The sequence below is a fragment of the Alphaproteobacteria bacterium genome (assembly GCA_033762625.1).
Taxonomy (GTDB): domain Bacteria; phylum Pseudomonadota; class Alphaproteobacteria; order UBA9219; family RGZA01; genus RGZA01.
Genome location: JANRLI010000021.1, coordinates 58981 through 76708, shown reverse-complemented (window position 1 = coordinate 76708; position 17728 = coordinate 58981). Strand labels below are relative to the sequence as shown.

Genomic DNA, 17728 nt, shown 5'->3' with positions numbered 1-17728 from the left:
TTTGAAGGTGTTATTTCAATCCGTTTGGCTTGGGTTTCAATCCGCCAAACGCACCAGCATAATCGCTCGGCCCAAACAGCAAAAAACTGCTATCCGGAAACAAGTGACGTGAATTGGGGTGATTATTCTCTGTCTCCTCGGCAAGGCGCTGCGCAATCTGCCTTGATCCAATCATGCGTTCGATCTTCATGCTTTTTCCTTTATAGAGATGCTTGACTAAGCTTCCAGACTATAATAAGAATGATTATTAATTGCAATTATAAACCGAGGTTTACTTATGATTCCCAAGCATTCTTTTTCTGCACTTGCCATCACGGCGCTTATCGCATTCACCGCGAACGGTTCCAATGCCGAAGGCTATAAACTTACCAATCTGGTAGCGAATAAACAAATTTACGGTGCACAAATTCTTGATAAGGCGATGGTGAATGCGTGGGGGCTTGCTAATCGTCCGGCAGGTGCAGGGGGACATATCTGGATCAATAACACGGATACAGGAACAGTGGGGTTGTATATCGGCGATACCCCTGAACAAAATTTGTATCAAGATGAAACGCCGCTTATCACTATCGCTTTGCCCAAGAACTCGAAAGAAGAACATTCCGCGCCAACAGGCCAGGTATTCAACGGTAATGATAAAGAATTTATCATTACCCAAGATGGAATTACGGGCGCTGCAAAATTTATGTTCGTGACCGAAGAAGGCACGCTCTCCGCATGGACCGAGAGGAAGAGAGAAGATGGCAAGTTTGACCGTCCGAAATCATCCTTAGTGATGATTGATAATTCAAAGAAAGGCGCGGTTTATAAAGGCTTGGCAATATCCACCAAGCCTGACGGAAACTATCTTTATGCTGCCAATTTTGCAGGTAGAAAAATTGATGTGTTCGATAACACCTTCAAACCCACCCAGCTTGGTAAGCAAGCCTTTGTCCTTCCAAAAGGGTCAATGCCTTCTGGCTACAGTCCGTTTAATATTCAAGCCATCGACGGTTCGTTGTACGTAATCTATGCGAAGCTGGCTCGCCACAGCAAAGAAGCGGGTGAGGAAGAAAAAGGCGAGGGGTTGGGCTACGTTGCCGAATTCGATTTCGATGGCAATTTCAAACGCATGCTTGAAGGCGGAAAAATGCTCAACGCCCCATGGGGCATCGCGCTCGCACCAGCAGAATTTGGAATTCACTCCGGACATCTGCTGGTTGGAAATTTTGGCGATGGCCGCATCATTGCCTTTGACAGACAAACAGGAAAACAGCTTGAACCCTTAAAGACACCTAAGGGTGAACCGATCGAAATTGACGGGCTTTGGGGATTGTTGTTCGGTAACGGTGTGCATTTGGGTTATGCCAACCATCTCTATTTTGCAGCAGGCCCGAATGATGAAAAAGACGGTGTTTTCGGCAAGCTGGAACCGGTAGGAAAGCCTCGTTAATAAGCTGTGGTAAGTGATTTGACCTCTGGCTAAAACCCGCTAAACTGAACCCTTAACAAAACTAAGGGTTCAGTAATGGCCGCATCGGCACAAATTCTTATCATTAACGGCCCAAACCTTAACATGCTTGGCTCTCGCCAGCCTGAGGTTTATGGCAAGGTCACGCTCGACGACATCGAATCGCGTTGTCAGGAAACAGCCGATGAACTTGGTGTTTCGATTGATTTTCGCCAAACCAACCATGAAGGCGAGATGATTGACTGGATTCAGCAGTCAAAAGGCAAATTTATGGGCTTAATTATTAATGCTGGCGCGTTTTCGCACACTTCTGTGGCCTTGCTTGATGCGCTTTTGGCTTGCGAATTGCCGGTGATTGAGGTTCATTTGTCCAACATTTACCGCCGCGAAGCCTTTAGGCAGCATTCCTATGTGTCTCAAGTGGCTTTGGGTGTTATTTGTGGGCTGGGTGCTATTGGCTATGAATTGGCCTTGGGCGCTTTGTCTCATCATTTCCATAACCCAGAAAAATAATAAACAAAGATCATGGCTAAATTTGATGTGGATTCCGACCTAGTCCGTAAGCTGGCTTCGCTTATCAACGAAACCGGCCTTACCGAACTGGAATATTCCGAAGGCGAGAAACGTATTCGCCTACAGCGCGGCGGTGTTGCTGCCCCTGTTTACACAACCGCAGCGCCAGCACCTGCCGCAGCAGCTGCTCCGGCTCCCGCTGCCGCCGCTCCGGTTGATGCTGTGACATCACCAATGGTGGGTACAGCCTATCTTGCTGGTGCGCCAGGCGCGAAGCCCTTTGCAACCGTTGGCGGCAAGGTAAAGGCAGGCGATACCATTTTGATTATCGAAGCTATGAAGGTGATGAACCCTATCAAAGCGCCGAAAGGTGGTACCATATCTCAGATATTGGTCAGTGACGCGCAGCCAGTTGAATTCGGGCAGCCGCTCGTTGTGATTGAATAACAACATTATAGAAACCCCATGTTTGAAAAAGTTCTCATAGCTAATCGCGGTGAAATCGCCTTGCGCATCCATCGCGCTTGCAAGGAAATGGGTATTTCAACTGTTGCGGTGCATTCCACTGCTGATGCAGATGCAATGCATGTTCGCCTTGCTGATGAAAGCGTGTGCATCGGCCCACCACCTGCCAAGGATTCATATCTAAACATCCCAGCCATTCTTGAAGCCGCAGCAATTACCGGCGCAGATGCCATCCACCCCGGTATTGGCTTCATGTCTGAAAACCAGCGTTTTGCCGAATTGGTTCAGGAGCATGGCTTCACCTTTATCGGCCCATCACCCGAACACATCCGCATTATGGGTGACAAAGTAACGGCTAAAGCTACGGTGATGGAGCAGGGCCTGCCAACTGTTCCAGGTTCCACGGGCGCTGTTAAAACGCTTGATGAAGCATATGAAATTGCAAAGAAAACCGGATATCCCGTTTTGATTAAAGCGGCGGCTGGCGGCGGCGGTAAGGGCATGAAGGTCGCGCATAGCGAACAGGGCTTGGAAGAAGCCTATTCATTAGCAAAAGGCGAAGCCAAAGCAGCCTTCGGTAATGACGAAGTTTATATGGAAAAGTACCTTGGCAATCCACGCCATATCGAAATCCAATTATTGGGCGACCATCATGGCAATTGCGTACATTTCGGGGAGCGTGATTGCTCCATCCAGCGCCGCCATCAAAAGGTTGTTGAGGAAGCGCCATCACCCGCATTGAACGCCAAGGAACGTGAATATATCGGTAACCTTGCCGCTAAAACCGCTGGCGCCATTGCCTATCGCGGTGTGGGCACCATGGAATTCCTGTATGAAGACGGCCAGTTCTATTTCATTGAAATGAATACGCGCTTGCAGGTTGAACACACGATTACAGAAATGATCACGGGTGTCGATCTGGTGCGCGAGCAGATCCGCGTGGCAACAGGCGCGCCGCTTGGCTATACGCAAGACGATATCGAATTTGATGGCCATTCCATCCAATGCCGTATCAACGCAGAAAATCCTGATACCTTTATTCCGTCGCCCGGTAAGATTACCAATTATCATGCGCCTGGCGGTCTGGGTGTGCGCGTGGACAGCGCGATTTACGAAGGCTATAAAATTCCGCCCAACTACGACAGCTTGATTGCTAAACTGGTTGTCAGCGGAAAAAACCGCAATGAATGCATTTTACGTCTGCGCCGCACGCTGGGTGAATTCGTAATTGGCGGCGTGGATACCTTATTGCCCTTGCATTCACGCATCATCGCGCAGCCTGACTTTATTAATGGCGATTACAGCATCCATTGGCTGGAAAAATACCTTGCGGCTGAAGAAGCCAAAAAGAACGCGAAGAAATAATTATCCTTCGCGGGGTTCTTTGGGGGCGGTGCTTTTGTTTCTGCCACGCGGACGTTTTGGTATTGCCGCTTCCTCTGCTTCGCGCTTGGCCGCCCATTCCCTGAATTTCTGCGATATAAAATCCGCCCGTTTGGCGCGCTCAACCAATTCGGTCACATTGCCGCTGGATTTTTTCAATTTATCTGCGATTGCCCGCGCGGTTTTTGAAACAATTCTGCCCCGTGCATGATATACCAATGCTTCAACAGTTTCGGTTTGAATGGGGTCCATGATCGCGATGGGCGCGTGGTTTGGATAACTTTCTGGCACCAGTGTTATAATCCATTTTGATAATTCGTTGCTTCGTTGCCCGCGTTCTTGCAGGGAGTATTTATGCAAATACTTCATTTGGAAATTGGTTAGCCATGTTTTCAAATCATGTGTTTCTTTATCAACCAGTTGTAGATTTGAATCGGCGTGAATTTGTTCTGCACGTCCTTCACCGCGCGCTGCATCAAATCCGCCGCGGTCGATGATGTGGTCAAGGTTGATGGCATATGGTTTGCCTTCAGCATTATGGGGCATGGCGCCCATTTCCATGCATTGCAGGCCAACGTCATCCATGCCCAAACGGATCAGCTCATCACGGTGATTGGCGGCTAGTAGAGGCAAATAAGCTTCGCGTTTTTTATGAAATGCATTGCGCGTTGAACCATGCTTTCCTTCGCTGGTTGGCACATATAACATCACATGGGGTATGACACGCGGTTCCTTGGCAAGGCGCGCTTCCAATAATGCATACAGTTTTGGTGACCTTTTTAGATCATCTAATAGCTGTTGTAATGGTGGCTGCGTATTGCCATTTATTGGCATAATTATCCTTTAAATATTCGTGTGAGGCATTATAGTCTAAACCTCTGAAAGTAATTTTGTTGGAAGTCATTGAAAAGTCTATGAAAGCCGAAATTGAAACAGCCCTTGGTCAAATCAAGAAGTCGCTTGCGCTTCTGAGGAGGCATCTTTGACTGGGATCGCGCGATTGAACGTCTGCACGAATTAAACGCTCTGTCCGAAGATCCGGGTTTTTGGAATGATGCAGCAAAAGCCCAAAAATTAATGAAGGAACGCACCAAGCTTGGCAATGCGATTGAGGTTTGTCAGAGCATTGAACGTGATACCAATGACAACGTGGAAATGATTGCGCTGGCAGAAGCCGAGGGCGATGGCGAAATGCAGCGTGAAGCCGAAAGCGCCATTTATGCGTTACGTGCCAAAGCTGCGCAGATGGAACTCGAAAGCCTGTTATCCGGCGAAGCCGACAGCAATGATTGCTATCTTGAAGTGAATGCAGGTGCAGGTGGCACCGAAGCGCAAGATTGGGCGCAGATGATTTTTCGCATGTATGCCCGCTGGGCCGAACAGCATGATTTCAGTGTTTCCTTATTGGATGAATCTGCAGGTGAAGAAGCGGGCATTAAATCCGCGACGATTGAAATCAAAGGCATGAATGCCTATGGCTGGCTTAAAACCGAAAGTGGCGTGCACCGTTTGGTGCGTATCAGCCCTTATGATTCAAACGCCCGGCGCCATACCAGTTTTTGCTCGGTATCTGTAACCCCAGTGGTCGATGACAATATCGATATCGTGCTGGTGGATAAGGATATTAAAATGGATGTGTACCGTGCATCGGGCGCTGGCGGTCAGCACGTCAATAAAACCGAAAGCGCCGTGCGCCTCACGCATATTCCAACGGGCATCGTGGTGGCCTGCCAACAAGAACGCTCCCAGCATAAGAACCGCGACAAAGCGATGACGATGCTAAAGGCGCGTATCTACGAAGCGGAACTCCGCAAGCGCGAAGCCGCGGCAAGCGCATTGGAAGACCAGAAAACCGATATCGGCTGGGGTCATCAAATCCGTTCCTACGTGCTGCACCCCTATCAAATGGTCAAAGATCTGCGCACCGGCGTTGAAACCAGCCAGACCGATGATGTGCTGAATGGCGATTTAGACAAGTTTTTACAGGCATCCCTAGCGCATAGACTAAAAGGCCACGGAGATGATATATCTGAGGTGAGGGCATAACGCATGACACAACATAGCGCACAAAAACACGTCACCGTAGGAAACGTAACATTCGGCAACGATCTGCCACTCGCGCTGATTGCTGGCCCATGCCAACTTGAATCGCGCGATCACGCTTTCATGATGGCAGGCAAGCTGAAGGAAATCTGCGGCGCACTCGGCATCGGCCTCATCTACAAAACATCATTTGATAAAGCCAACCGTACATCCATTTCCACGCAGCGTGGTTTGGGTTTAGAAAAATCACTGGAAATTTTCAAAGACATCAAAAAAGAATTTGGCCTTCCGGTATTAACCGATGTTCACGATGCGCACCAATGCACGGAAGTTGCAGCGGCAGTTGACGTATTACAAATCCCAGCATTCCTTTGCCGCCAAACCGATCTGTTATTGGCGGCAGGTAAAACCGGCAAAGCCGTGAATGTGAAAAAGGGCCAATTCCTCGCCCCGTGGGATATGAAACATGTGGCCGAAAAAATCGCCAGCACGGGAAACCAGAACATCATGCTCACCGAACGCGGCGCAAGTTTTGGGTATAATACGCTGGTTTCCGATATGCGCTCATTGCCCATCATGGCAGAAACGGGCTACCCCATCGTGTTCGATGCAACCCATTCCGTGCAACAACCGGGCGGGCAGGGCACAACCTCAGGCGGGCAACGCCAGTTCGTTTCAACCCTTGCGCGCGCTGCGGTTGCTGTTGGCGCGGCGGCGGTATTCATTGAAACGCACCAAGATCCCGACCATGCCCCCAGCGATGGGCCGAATATGGTCAAGCTGTCAGATTTGAAGGCCTTGCTGGAACAGCTTCAGGCGTTTGATAAATTGGCGAAGAAATAATTAGCCGTAAATGGCTTTCGCGCGTTTTTCAAACGCATCAATCATCCGCTTTACGGCTTCGCCAAAAAAGCTGGCGATGATGTTGTTAAGTAATCCGGTGCGGAATTCGAAATCAATGAAAAATTCAACTTCGCAGCCATCTTTATGTGCTGCAAACGTCCAGTAATTCTGCAATTTGGCGAATGGTCCATGTTCATAATGAACAGTAATCGCTTCATAAGGAGTTAGCGTGACCGTTGATGTAAATGTCTCGCGTATCGCCTTATATCCAATTAAAACGTCGGCATTAAAGGTGTTTTGTTTGCGCCAGTTAATGCGGGAGCCCACGCACCAAGGTAAAAATTCCTGATACTTTCCAACATCCGCAACCAGCTCGAATAATTGCTGTGGCGTATAGGGCAATATCCGTTTTTCGTGATGATGCGGCATAACGGTTTATTCAGCTGCGTGCTTCAGATGGGCTTCCCGCGCAGCGCGCAGCTTTCTGAAATCATCCCCCGCATGGTGTGATGAACGGGTGAGTGGCGATGATGAAACGAGCAAGAACCCCTTGCCCCGCGCCAGTGTCGCATAGCTTTCGAATTCTTCCGGCGTTACAAAACGATCAACGGCAGCGTGTTTGGGCGTGGGTTGCAAATATTGCCCGATGGTCAGGAAATCAACATCCGCAGCACGCAGGTCGTCCATCACCTGACCAACTTCTTCGCGGGTTTCGCCCAAGCCGACCATTAACCCCGACTTTGTGAAAATGGATGGGTCAACTTCCTTCACGCGCTTAAGCAGCGCAAGGGATGTAAAATAACGCGCACCGGGTCGAATAGTCGGGTAAAGGCGCGGTACGGTCTCAAGGTTATGATTGAATACATCTGGCCTTGCTTTGATAACAACTTGCGGTGCGCCCTGTTTCTTCATGAAATCAGGGGTCAGGATTTCAATGGTCGTATGTGGGGCTGATTGTCGTAATGCACCAATCACCTTTGAAAAATGTTCCGCTCCGCCATCATCCAAATCATCACGATCAACGGAGGTGATAACCACATGTGATAGCCCCAGCTTGCCAACGGCCGTTGCCACATTTTCAGGCTCGTGCGGGTCAAGCGCGTTGGGCTTGCCTGTCGCTACGTTACAAAACGCGCAAGCGCGGGTGCAGGTGGCACCCATAATCATGAAGGTTGCATGTTTTTGCTTCCAGCATTCGCCGATATTCGGGCATGCGGCTTCCTCACATACTGTGGTCAGCTTCATCCCGCGCATCAATTCCTTGGTTTCGTTATATTCTTTGGAATTGGGCGCCTTTACCCGTATCCATTCCGGCTTGCGCTGAATGGGGTTGTCAGGACGGTTAACTTTTTCAGGATGTCTTACTTTAACATCCTCATCATTATTGAAACTCTTTATCACTTTTCTTTTCCGGCTCTGGTTCGGCAAATCTCAAATAATTCTTTTTATAAATGTCCTGCAATGCGTGGTACCGGTCACCATATAAACGGTAAAGGATATTCACGTATTTCTGGCCAACAGGCGACCCGATAAATTGTTTGATCGACTGTAACTGCTTCATATCGAAATTATTGGTCAGGTAATTGACCGTGTTATTTGTGAACCTATTTTCGACCTTTTCATCATTAAAATCAATATAAAGTGGCTTAACGGCCAGTAGCATAACCGCAATATCTGCCGCTACTTCCCATCTGGCTTTGTGGTCTGGGGTAAAAACTGCGTGGACCTCATAGCCAAGGGTACGGTAATGGTCGTAATTAAGCATCACATTCGCCATTTTGGGATAGGCCTCGAAGAAGTTTTTTACACGCTCCAAATCTGCTTCCTCGAACTGGTCGATGATGAACATGATCTCGCGGTCACGCATCGGCTTGGTTATTTTTGCCAAATCTTCGGATGATTTTTTAAAAAAATCTTCCTTGCGTTTATCAGTTTCCTGACTGACATCAACAGGATGCATCAGCGGCTTTTGTGCAGAAAGTTTTTCAGAAAATTCCTTGGTCATCTTCGGACCGAAGTCATTCTGCATCCGGTAGTTGATCCAGTTTAAATCGGAACGCAGTTCTTCATCTGGCATTAATTTAAGCGTGAAGTTATATTTGGGCGTGGTGAATTTGGCCTCGGCATGCGGGGCGACCAACATAAACAGACATGCCAACAGGACAGTAAAGTTCATTTTAGATATGAACGGCCTTTCCGTATGCCGCCAATACGGCTTCGTGCATGGTTTCTGAAATGGTGGGATGCGGGAAAATGGTATGCATCAATTCGTTTTCGGTTGATTCAAGCGTGCGCGCAACGACATATCCTTGGATCATTTCCGTGACTTCCGCGCCAATCATGTGCGCGCCAAGCAGCTCTCCTGTTTTGGCATCAAAAATGGTTTTGACCAACCCTTCCGGTTCACCCATCGCAATTGCCTTGCCATTGCCGATGAAGGGGAAGCGTCCAACGCGGATTTCTTTGCCAGCAGCCTTTGCTTTGGCTTCCGTCATGCCCACGCTGGCAACCTGCGGGTGGCAATAGGTGCAGCCGGGAATATTCTGAATATTAAGCGGGTGAACGCCTTTCACGCCTGCAATTTTTTCAACGCAAATCACGCCTTCATGGCTTGCTTTATGGGCTAGCCACGGTGCGCCAACCACGTCTCCAATTGCATAAACGCCCGGTTCATCGGTCATACAATATTGATCAATTTTAATATGGCTTTTTTCGGTTTTTACCTTGGTGTTTTCAAGACCAAGCCCTTCAGTATTTGCAACAATACCTACGGCCATGATCACGCGGTCAAAAGTATGCTTTTCAGCCTTGCCTGCGGCTTCAATCGTTGCGCTGACATTATCCGCGCCTTTATCCAGCGCTTTCACCGTCGCAGATGTAATGATTTTCATGCCTTGCTTTTCAAACGCCTTGCGGGCGAGGGCAGAGATTTCTTCATCCTCCACCGGCAGAATTCTGTCCATCACCTCAACCACCGTCACATCAACGCCTAAGCTGCGGTAGAAGCTAGCAAACTCGATACCAATCGCGCCGCTACCAACCACGAGGAGGGATTTTGGCATGGTTTTTGGAACCATTGCTTCCTTATATGTCCAAACCAGTTTTCCATCCGGTTCCATGCCGGGCAACGCACGTGCCCGTGCGCCCGTTGCGATAATGATATGCTTGGCGGTCAGTTCAGTTTTATTTGGGCCATCGACCGCGATTTTGCCTTTGCCCAGCAATTTGCCGAAACCATCAAACACGGTGACTTTATTCTTTTTCAGCAAGTGTTTCACACCGCCTGAAAGCTGTCCGGCAACACTGCGTGAACGCTCCACCATTTTATTCAGATCAAACGAAACATCCTTTACCGTAATGCCATAATCCGATGCATGCTTGATCAGCGAATACACTTCCGATGAACGCAATAACGCCTTGGTTGGAATGCAACCCCAGTTAAGGCAAATACCGCCCAGATGCTCGCGCTCCACCAGCGCAACATTCATCTTTAACTGCGCAGCGCGAATGGCGGCAACATATCCGCCAGGACCACCACCAATAATTACCACATCAAACGAATTACTCATTTCCGTTTACCCCTATTTAACAAGCCCGTATTTGCCGTCATGCCAGACAAATAATTGATATTTGAATTCTTTCAAATCACCCTTGGCATCGAAGCTGACATTGCCAAGCAAGGTGTCGAATATGCCACTATGCAGAGCGGCGATAATCGCATCACTTTTTACAGAACCAGCTTTGGCGATTGCTTGTGCAATGGTTTGAATGCCGGCATAGGCATAAAATGTATAGATGCCGATGGAGTGGTTATCTTTTTTCAAAGCAGCGACAATCGCCTTGCCTTTATCGGTGTCTTGCGGATCAAACGGGCCTGTCTGCTCAAACCCTTCTGCGGCGCTGCCGGCAATTTTCCAGAACTCGGGTGTTTGAATAGGGTCGCCGCCATAGAACTGGCCTTTATATCCTTGATCACGTGCTTGGCGCACCAATAGGCCTGCTTCCACATGGAGCAGCCCCAGCACCACATGCGTGATGCCTTCCTGCTTGAATTTGGTAATCAGGGTTGAGAAATCCTTTTGCCCCACATTCACTGAATCCCGCATTGCCACATGCACTTGCTTGCTGCTCATGCTGCGTAATGCTTCTTCTGCCGTTTGCGCAAAACCTGCGCCCCAACTGGTTTTATCGTCCAGTACTGCAACCTTATCCGTTGGCTTTAAATCCTTTGCAACATAGCCCGCCAGCATCGGGGCTTGGTTGTCATCGCGCCCAATCAGACGGAACAGATGCTTATAATTTTTTTCGGTGATGCTGGTGTTGGATGAAAACGTGATTTGCGGCAATCCCGCTTCGCCGTAAATAGGCGCTGCCGCCAATGTTGCCGCTGAACACAAATGCCCAATCACAGCTGCTGGCGGATTAGATACAATCTTGTTGGCGACAGTCGTGGCTTGTGTGGCGTTGCATGCATCATCTTGGTAATCAAGGATGATTTTTTGCCCAAGCACGCCCCCCTTAGCATTAATTTCTTCGACCGCGAGGTTTGCGCCAGTGCGAATTTCTTCGCCCTGAACTGCTTCGCCGCCCGATAACGGGAAGGCCATAGCAATGCGGATATCCGCAGCAGCATTCCGCGAAAAGGAGAGGGTGAGCACAAGCGTAACAAGGAATAAAAAGGGGATATTTTTCATGAGTAACGGGCAGGGGTTTGATTCTTAACTAATATACCCCATTAAAGGCATATTGCCACTATCAGCCTCAGACTAAATGCGTAATAAACGGCTGGTTTCGTTACACGAATAGGCGAATGGGTTCTTCAATAAGCTTTTTAAAGGCTGAGAGGAATTCGGCGCCAATCGCGCCATCCACAACCCGGTGATCCACCGAAAGGGTACAGGACATTACGTTTGCAACCGCCAACTCGCCATCTCGTACGATGGGGCGTTGCTCGCCAGCGCCAACTGCAAGAATGCAAGCCTGCGGCGGATTGATGATCGCAGCAAAATCTTTAATGCCATACATACCAAGATTAGAAATGGTAAAGCCCCCGCCCATGAATTCTTCGGGCTTCAGTTTATTGTCCTTTGCACGTGTCGCCAGATCTTTCATCGTGGATGAGAGCGCCTGAATGGATTTTTGATCAGCTTTTTTGATAATCGGCGTGATTAATCCTGCGGGCGTTGCAACAGCAACGGAAATATCAACGTCCTTATACATCAAAACGCCTTCTTCGGCCCATGATGCATTCGCGGCAGGCACTTGGCGTAAGGCAACTGCCACAGCGCGAATGATGAAATCGTTCACCGATACCTTGCTTTTTTCCGCTGTTTCATTGAGCTGTTTGCGTAAATCCAGCAAACGGTCAATCTGGCAATCGACGGTGAGGTAGAAATGCGGAACGGTTTGTTTGGATTCCGTGAGGCGTTTGGCAATCACCTTCCGCGTCATGCTGTTAGGGATGAGGTCATAAGCCATGCCCAATTTATTGGCGTAATCAATTGCATTTATGCCTTGCGGCGCTGCGGCTGGCACAGCTTGGGTGTTCTTATTCGCCGCTGCGCGCTCCACATCGCTGCGCACAATACGTCCATTTGGCCCTGTGCCAGTTACACGGCGTAAATCAACGCTCATTTGCTCGGCAATGCGCTTAGCAAGCGGGGAGGCAATCACGCGGGTGCCAGATGCGAATTGCGGGGTAATAGCTGAAATGGTTTGGCTTTGCTGTGCTGGTGCAGCCGATGTATTCGCGGCTTTTGGTGCAACGGGTGCCGCGGTAACTGCACCCGATAAAAAGTTAGCAGGAATTTCGCTTTCGCCATCTTCCAGCAGCACAGCTATCACGTCATTGACCTTCACACCCTGCGAGCCACCGGCGACAACAATCTTTCCAATTTTTCCTTCATCCACGGCTTCAACTTCCATTGTCGCTTTGTCGGTTTCGATTTCAGCGATAATTTCTCCGGGCTTTACCTTATCGCCTTCCTTTTTGGTCCAGCGGGTTAAATTGCCTTCCGTCATGGTGGGCGATAAGGCAGGCATAAGGATTTTGATGGGCATTGGTGGGCCTATTTATTGCAGGTTTTTTTAACCGCTTCGACAATATCAGCGACTTGGGGAAGGGCTAGTTTTTCTAAGTTTGCAGCATAGGGCAGGGGAACATCCTTTGCACATACACGTGCCATGGGCGCATCAAGATAATCAAATGCATGTTCCATCATCAGTGCGGCGATTTCACTTCCCATGCCAGCCCCGGGCCAGCCTTCTTCAACCGACACAATATGGTTGGTTTTTTCAACCGAACGCACGATGCAGTCTAAATCCAGCGGGCGAATGGTGCGCAGATTAATCACTTCGCAATCAATGCCTTCTTGTGCCAATTGTTCTGCTGCTTCCAATGCTTTGCCGACCATGATGGAGAAGGCGGTGATGGTTACGTCTTTACCTTCGCGCATCACCAACGCTTTGCCAATAGGAACAATGAAATCTTTGTCATCCGGAACATCAAAGCTTTGACCGTATAGAATTTCATTTTCTAAAACCACCACGGGGTTCGGGTCACGAATGGCAGCTTTAATTAAGCCTTTTGCATCGGCGGCGCTATACGGCGCAACAACTTTAAGTCCTGGGATATGCGCAAACCATGAAGCAAAGCATTGCGAATGCTGCGCAGCTACGCGTGATGCAGCGCCATTAGGGCCACGGAATACGATCGGGCAGCTCATCTGTCCGCCGGACATATAACGCGTTTTAGCGGCGGAGTTCAAAATCTGGTCCATCGCCTGCAATGAGAAATTGAAGGTCATGAATTCGATGACCGGTTTCAATCCGGCGAATGCCGCGCCAACGCCAAGCCCTGCAAAACCATGCTCGGTAATCGGGCTGTCGATCACGCGTTTGGCGGTGAATTCTTGAAGCAAGCCTTGGGTGACTTTATACGCGCCTTGGTATTCGGCAACTTCTTCGCCCAAAACAAATACTGTTTCATCACGGCGCATCTCTTCCGCCATGCCGTCACGTAATGCTTCTCTGACGGTTTGCTTGATGAATGATGTATATTCTTTTTCAACATACTGTGCTGTGGGCGCAGCTGCTGCGGGTGCTTTGGTCTGTGGCAGGCAGCTTGGTTCAACAAAAGGCGCATCATGGTGCGTACCATTGCTTTTGCCATTCTTTGCGGGTGCGCTTTCTTCACCGTCCATCTGCGCGATGGGGGTGTTTACACGAACGCCTTCCGTACCTTCAGGGATAAGGATTTTGGCCAGTTTCCCTTCATCCACGGCTTCTACTTCCATGGTGGCTTTATCCGTTTCAATTTCGGCAAGCACCATACCGGCTTTAATCTCGTCGCCTTCTTTTTTTAGCCAGCGTGACAGTTTTCCTTCCGTCATCGTTGGGGAAAGGGCTGGCATTAGAATTTCAATCGACATCTATTTATCCTTTATGCGTCCACAAGCACGTCAGTCCAAAGTTCGGACGGATCCGGCTCTGGTGATGTTTGAGCAAATTCAGCGGCTTCATTCACCAGCTGCTTCACCTCTTTTTCTATGGCCTTGAAATCGTCATCGCTCGCAAGCTGCTTGCCCACCAGTAACGCTTTCAGCGTTTCAATCGGGTCGTGCTCCGCGCGCATTTTTTCAACTTCTTCCTTCTGGCGGTATTTTGCGGGGTCCGACATCGAATGCCCGCGATAGCGATAGGTCATCATTTCCAGAATGATCGGGCCTTTGCCGGAACGCGCGTGTTCCAATGCTTGCACAGCTGCGCTGCGCACGGCCAAAACATCCATGCCGTCAATTTGTAAGCCGGGAATGCCATATCCTTCGCCGCGTTTATAAAGCTCACCTGCCGCGCCTCTGGCCTGCGATGTACCCATGGAGTAGCGGTTATTTTCGATCACATACACAACCGGCAATTTCCACAGCGCTGCCATGTTGAAGCTTTCGTAAACCTGACCTTGGTTCACCGCGCCATCGCCAAAATAGACGATATTGACGCCGCCATCATTCTTATACTTATGGGCAAAGGCTAAACCGGTTCCGATTGGAACCTGTGCGCCCACAATGCCATGGCCGCCATAGAATTTCTTTTCCGCACTGAACATATGCATGGAGCCGCCCTTGCCGCGCGAGTAACCGCCAATACGTCCGGTTAATTCGGCCAATACGCCTTTGGGTTCCATATCACAGGCCAGCATGTGACCATGGTCACGGTACGATGTAATAACCGTATCTTGCGGTTTTTGAACCGATTGAATGCCAACAACCACGGCTTCTTGCCCTATATACAAATGGCAAAAACCGCCAATAAGCCCCATCCCATACAGCTGCCCCGACTTTTCTTCAAAGCGGCGAATAAGCAGCATGTCACGGTACATCTTCTTTAATTCTGAAGCTGTCGGTTCCGCGATGTTGATACTGGTAGCTTTATTGTGGCCTGTAGCAGTGCCATTTGGAAGAGTGGTGGGCTTACTTGAAGCCATGCCGAAAACTCCTGATAGGTGGATACCGATTCAACTAGTAGTCGTTATATCGCGTTCAATTAGCGCGTTTGAGTAGTGTTTTCAAGCAAATCAAGCATGGCAGAATATACCAGTTTGGCTAATAAAATCATAAGCTTAAATACAAATTCGAGACTCTTGGGGATAACTAGCCGTGCGGTGCAGCAACCAAATTCAGCAAATAACAGCACAATTTTTTTGCACGGTTGTAATCGGCATTTTTATCTTTACCAATGAATAACCGAACTGAAGCAGCTAAATGGATATTTTGGTTCGTTTTATGAAAGCAATAAAACCCTTCTCCCCACGCGCGTGAGCGTGCAGATTATGCCCATGAATATTGATAACCAATACATTTTGATCGTCGAAGACGAAGCGCTTTTGAGAATGCTGTATGAAGACGCACTCGAAGAGGTTGGCTTTAAACAGGATGTTGCCCCGTTCGATTATCAGCTGGATGGCTGGGTTGTGCATTTTGCCGCAAACAAAGAACAAGCAGCCGAGCACATCAAACGCTTTGTGTACGAAGTTGTTTATCTCGATCATGATTTGGGTAACGGAAAAACCAGCGCGTCCCTTGTTCCACAGCTATTGCGCGCCTCACCCAACTGCGAGCTCTTTTTAGCAAGTTCGAACCCTGAAAAGCAAAGTACCGAAGTACTTGCCGAACTTACAAAAGCGAATATGGCAGCGCTCGCTGCGCAACTGAAGTCACATAACAAAAATGATGTTCGTGGATTTATAGCCCATATGAATTCAAAAATCCGCCCGGCAAATCATCTGCCTGCCGGCGAACAGCCATCTCCAAAAACGTAGTAGATTATTTCTTGTCGCCGTAGATCACGACGTAATCATTGGGCTTGGTATAACCCAATGTTGCTCTTGCACGTTCATCAAGCATATCGAGGTCAAGCCCATCCGGACGCAGCAAGCGCGTACGTGCTTCCAGCTTCTCGCGCTCAGTGCGAATTTTTTGAAGGTCAGCCTTAGCATCTGATAATTGATACTCAACTTGGCTTAACGTAATAAACCCGCGTTCACCCATAATGCCGTGGCAAATGAAATAGGCCACAATACCGACGCAGATGCTCACCACTAAAAAGTGTTTGATCTTGTCACCAGTGATGGCAGGCATGTGAAACGACATGGGAAAGCGGTTATTAAATAGTTGAAGCTTTCAGAATACTACAGAATCAAGTCCTATAAATACGCTAAAAATCATAAATATTTAATTAAGCGGTTAGCGCAGAACTGCGTCCCGTCCGGCAAAACGCGCCGCGCCGCCCAACTGTTCTTCGATGCGCAAAAGCTGGTTGTACTTTGCCAATCTGTCGGAGCGGGAGAGGGAACCGGTTTTAATCTGGCCGCAATTCGTTGCCACTGCTAAATCGGCGATGGTTGAATCCTCGGTTTCGCCTGAACGGTGTGACATCACCGCGCGGTAGGATGCTTTATGGGCAATATCGACGGCTTGCAGGGTTTCAGTCAGCGTACCGATTTGGTTTACCTTTACTAAAATGGCATTGGCTAAACCGTTGGCAATACCATCTGACAGGCGGGCAGGGTTGGTTACGAACAAATCGTCGCCCACTAATTGCACCTTGCTACCAATACGCTGGGTCAACAATGCCCAACCATCCATATCGTCTTCGGCCATGCCGTCTTCGATGGAAACGATGGGGTATTTGCCAACTAGTGTTTCGTAATAAGCAACCATTTCAGTAGCTTTTAGCTTTTTACCTTCACCTTCAAGATGATAGACGCCGTCCTTAAAGAACTCGGTTGAAGCGGCATCCAGCGCCAACATCACATCATCCCCTGGCTTATAGCCTGCGGCTTCAATGGCCTTCATAATGAATGTTAACGCTTCATCGGCGGAGGCCAGATTTGGCGCAAAGCCGCCTTCATCGCCCACATTGGTATTTTGCTTGCCGTCTTTCAAAAGCTTCTTCAGGGCATGGAAAATTTCCGCGCCCATACGAAGGCTGTCGGCAAAACAATCTGCGCCAACGGGCATAATCATAAATTCTTGAATATCAATGGGGTTATCGGCATGTGCGCCGCCATTGATAATGTTCATCATCGGCACGGGCAATACAGATGCCAATGCGCCGCCCACATAACGGTAAAGGGGCAGGTTGCTGTCTTGCGCGGCTGCCTTTGCGGTAGCAAGGCTGACGCCTAAAATAGCATTCGCGCCAAGGCGGGATTTGTTGGGTGTGCCATCGAGATTAATCATGGCGCTATCCACTGCAACTTGGTCAGTCGCGCTCATGCCGCAAATGGCATCGCGGATTTCGCTATTGACGAATTCAACGGCCTTTAATGTACCTTTGCCAAGGTAACGCTTTTTATCGCCATCACGCAGTTCAACAGCTTCATGCGCGCCGGTTGAAGCGCCTGATGGAACGGCTGCACGTCCGGTTGCGCCACTTTCCAATTTTACGTCAACTTCAAGGGTGGGGTTGCCGCGGCTATCAAGGATTTCGCGGGCGTGAATATCGATAATATCTGACATGGAAAAAGCTATG

19 protein-coding genes are annotated in these 17728 nt (G+C 49.0%); 7 read left to right on the top strand and 12 right to left on the bottom strand.

Annotated features, from left to right (window positions below; translation table 11 throughout):
- Positions 1-10: 10 nt before the first annotated feature.
- Positions 11-190 carry a hypothetical protein gene (locus SFW65_09690; protein MDX1923384.1) on the bottom strand — a complete coding sequence of 60 codons (180 nt, stop codon included), beginning with the start codon at positions 188-190 and terminating at the stop codon, positions 11-13.
- 87 nt (positions 191-277) lie between these two features.
- Here SFW65_09690 and SFW65_09685 point away from each other — a divergent pair, with 87 nt between their 5' ends.
- The 4 genes from SFW65_09685 to accC all read left to right on the top strand — a co-directional run bounded on the left by SFW65_09685 (position 278) and on the right by accC (position 3793).
- Positions 278-1432 carry a TIGR03118 family protein gene (locus SFW65_09685; GenBank protein ID MDX1923383.1) on the top strand — a complete coding sequence of 385 codons (1155 nt, stop codon included), beginning with the start codon at positions 278-280 and terminating at the stop codon, positions 1430-1432.
- A 75-nt stretch (positions 1433-1507) separates the two neighbouring features.
- Entirely contained in the window at positions 1508-1963 is a 456-nt protein-coding gene (gene aroQ, locus SFW65_09680; protein ID MDX1923382.1) for a type II 3-dehydroquinate dehydratase, read from the top strand.
- 12 nt (positions 1964-1975) lie between these two features.
- Positions 1976-2410: an acetyl-CoA carboxylase biotin carboxyl carrier protein gene (gene accB, locus SFW65_09675; protein ID MDX1923381.1), complete on the top strand. Its 435-nt coding sequence runs from the start codon at positions 1976-1978 to the stop codon at positions 2408-2410.
- An 18-nt stretch (positions 2411-2428) separates the two neighbouring features.
- A complete protein-coding gene (gene accC, locus SFW65_09670; GenBank protein ID MDX1923380.1) occupies positions 2429-3793 on the top strand; it encodes an acetyl-CoA carboxylase biotin carboxylase subunit in 1365 nt (454 codons plus the stop codon).
- Here accC and SFW65_09665 read toward each other — a convergent pair whose 3' ends face one another.
- Entirely contained in the window at positions 3794-4645 is an 852-nt protein-coding gene (locus SFW65_09665; GenBank protein ID MDX1923379.1) for a hypothetical protein, read from the bottom strand. It lies immediately after the preceding gene.
- Positions 4646-4725: 80 nt separating this feature from the next.
- On the opposite strand from SFW65_09665, the gene prfB reads away from it, so the two are divergent.
- Together prfB and kdsA are read left to right on the top strand one after the other, a co-directional pair.
- Positions 4726-5857, top strand: a protein-coding gene (gene prfB, locus SFW65_09660) for a peptide chain release factor 2 (protein ID MDX1923378.1) whose coding sequence is annotated in 2 segments (ribosomal slippage) — positions 4726-4794 and positions 4796-5857 — 1131 coding nt in all. Because the reading frame shifts where the segments join, the coding sequence is not laid out codon by codon here.
- A gap of 3 nt (positions 5858-5860) precedes the next feature.
- Entirely contained in the window at positions 5861-6697 is an 837-nt protein-coding gene (gene kdsA / locus SFW65_09655; protein MDX1923377.1) for a 3-deoxy-8-phosphooctulonate synthase, read from the top strand.
- Here kdsA and SFW65_09650 read toward each other — a convergent pair whose 3' ends face one another.
- From SFW65_09650 to pdhA, 8 genes are all read right to left on the bottom strand, one after another.
- Entirely contained in the window at positions 6698-7126 is a 429-nt protein-coding gene (locus tag SFW65_09650) for a type II toxin-antitoxin system RatA family toxin (GenBank protein MDX1923376.1), read from the bottom strand. It lies immediately after the preceding gene.
- Positions 7127-7132: 6 nt separating this feature from the next.
- Complete coding sequence (lipA, locus tag SFW65_09645; protein MDX1923375.1) at positions 7133-8098, bottom strand: lipoyl synthase; 966 nt, start codon at positions 8096-8098, stop codon at positions 7133-7135.
- Complete coding sequence (locus SFW65_09640) at positions 8079-8873, bottom strand: hypothetical protein (protein MDX1923374.1); 795 nt, start codon at positions 8871-8873, stop codon at positions 8079-8081. Before SFW65_09640 ends, lipA begins: the two co-directional genes overlap by 20 nt.
- A 1-nt stretch (position 8874) precedes the next feature.
- The gene (lpdA, locus tag SFW65_09635) at positions 8875-10266 is read right to left on the bottom strand and encodes a dihydrolipoyl dehydrogenase (protein ID MDX1923373.1); all 1392 of its coding nucleotides are present in this window, start codon (positions 10264-10266) and stop codon (positions 8875-8877) included.
- Between the two features lie 12 nt (positions 10267-10278).
- Positions 10279-11391 (bottom strand): branched-chain amino acid ABC transporter substrate-binding protein, encoded by a 1113-nt coding sequence (locus SFW65_09630; protein ID MDX1923372.1) that lies wholly within the window; start codon positions 11389-11391, stop codon positions 10279-10281.
- Between the two features lie 100 nt (positions 11392-11491).
- Positions 11492-12757 carry a pyruvate dehydrogenase complex dihydrolipoamide acetyltransferase gene (locus tag SFW65_09625; protein ID MDX1923371.1) on the bottom strand — a complete coding sequence of 422 codons (1266 nt, stop codon included), beginning with the start codon at positions 12755-12757 and terminating at the stop codon, positions 11492-11494.
- A gap of 8 nt (positions 12758-12765) precedes the next feature.
- Entirely contained in the window at positions 12766-14127 is a 1362-nt protein-coding gene (locus tag SFW65_09620; GenBank protein MDX1923370.1) for a pyruvate dehydrogenase complex E1 component subunit beta, read from the bottom strand.
- Positions 14128-14138: 11 nt separating this feature from the next.
- Positions 14139-15179 (bottom strand): pyruvate dehydrogenase (acetyl-transferring) E1 component subunit alpha, encoded by a 1041-nt coding sequence (pdhA, locus tag SFW65_09615; GenBank protein MDX1923369.1) that lies wholly within the window; start codon positions 15177-15179, stop codon positions 14139-14141.
- A gap of 345 nt (positions 15180-15524) precedes the next feature.
- Here pdhA and SFW65_09610 point away from each other — a divergent pair, with 345 nt between their 5' ends.
- Entirely contained in the window at positions 15525-16013 is a 489-nt protein-coding gene (locus SFW65_09610) for a hypothetical protein (protein ID MDX1923368.1), read from the top strand.
- Between the two features lie 4 nt (positions 16014-16017).
- Here the strand turns inward: SFW65_09610 and SFW65_09605 are convergent, their stop codons facing one another.
- Together SFW65_09605 and eno are read right to left on the bottom strand one after the other, a co-directional pair.
- Positions 16018-16344: a septum formation initiator family protein gene (locus tag SFW65_09605; GenBank protein ID MDX1923367.1), complete on the bottom strand. Its 327-nt coding sequence runs from the start codon at positions 16342-16344 to the stop codon at positions 16018-16020.
- A 93-nt stretch (positions 16345-16437) separates the two neighbouring features.
- Positions 16438-17715, bottom strand: coding sequence for a phosphopyruvate hydratase (gene eno / locus SFW65_09600; GenBank protein ID MDX1923366.1), 1278 nt, complete (start codon positions 17713-17715; stop codon positions 16438-16440).
- Positions 17716-17728 lie beyond the last annotated feature (13 nt).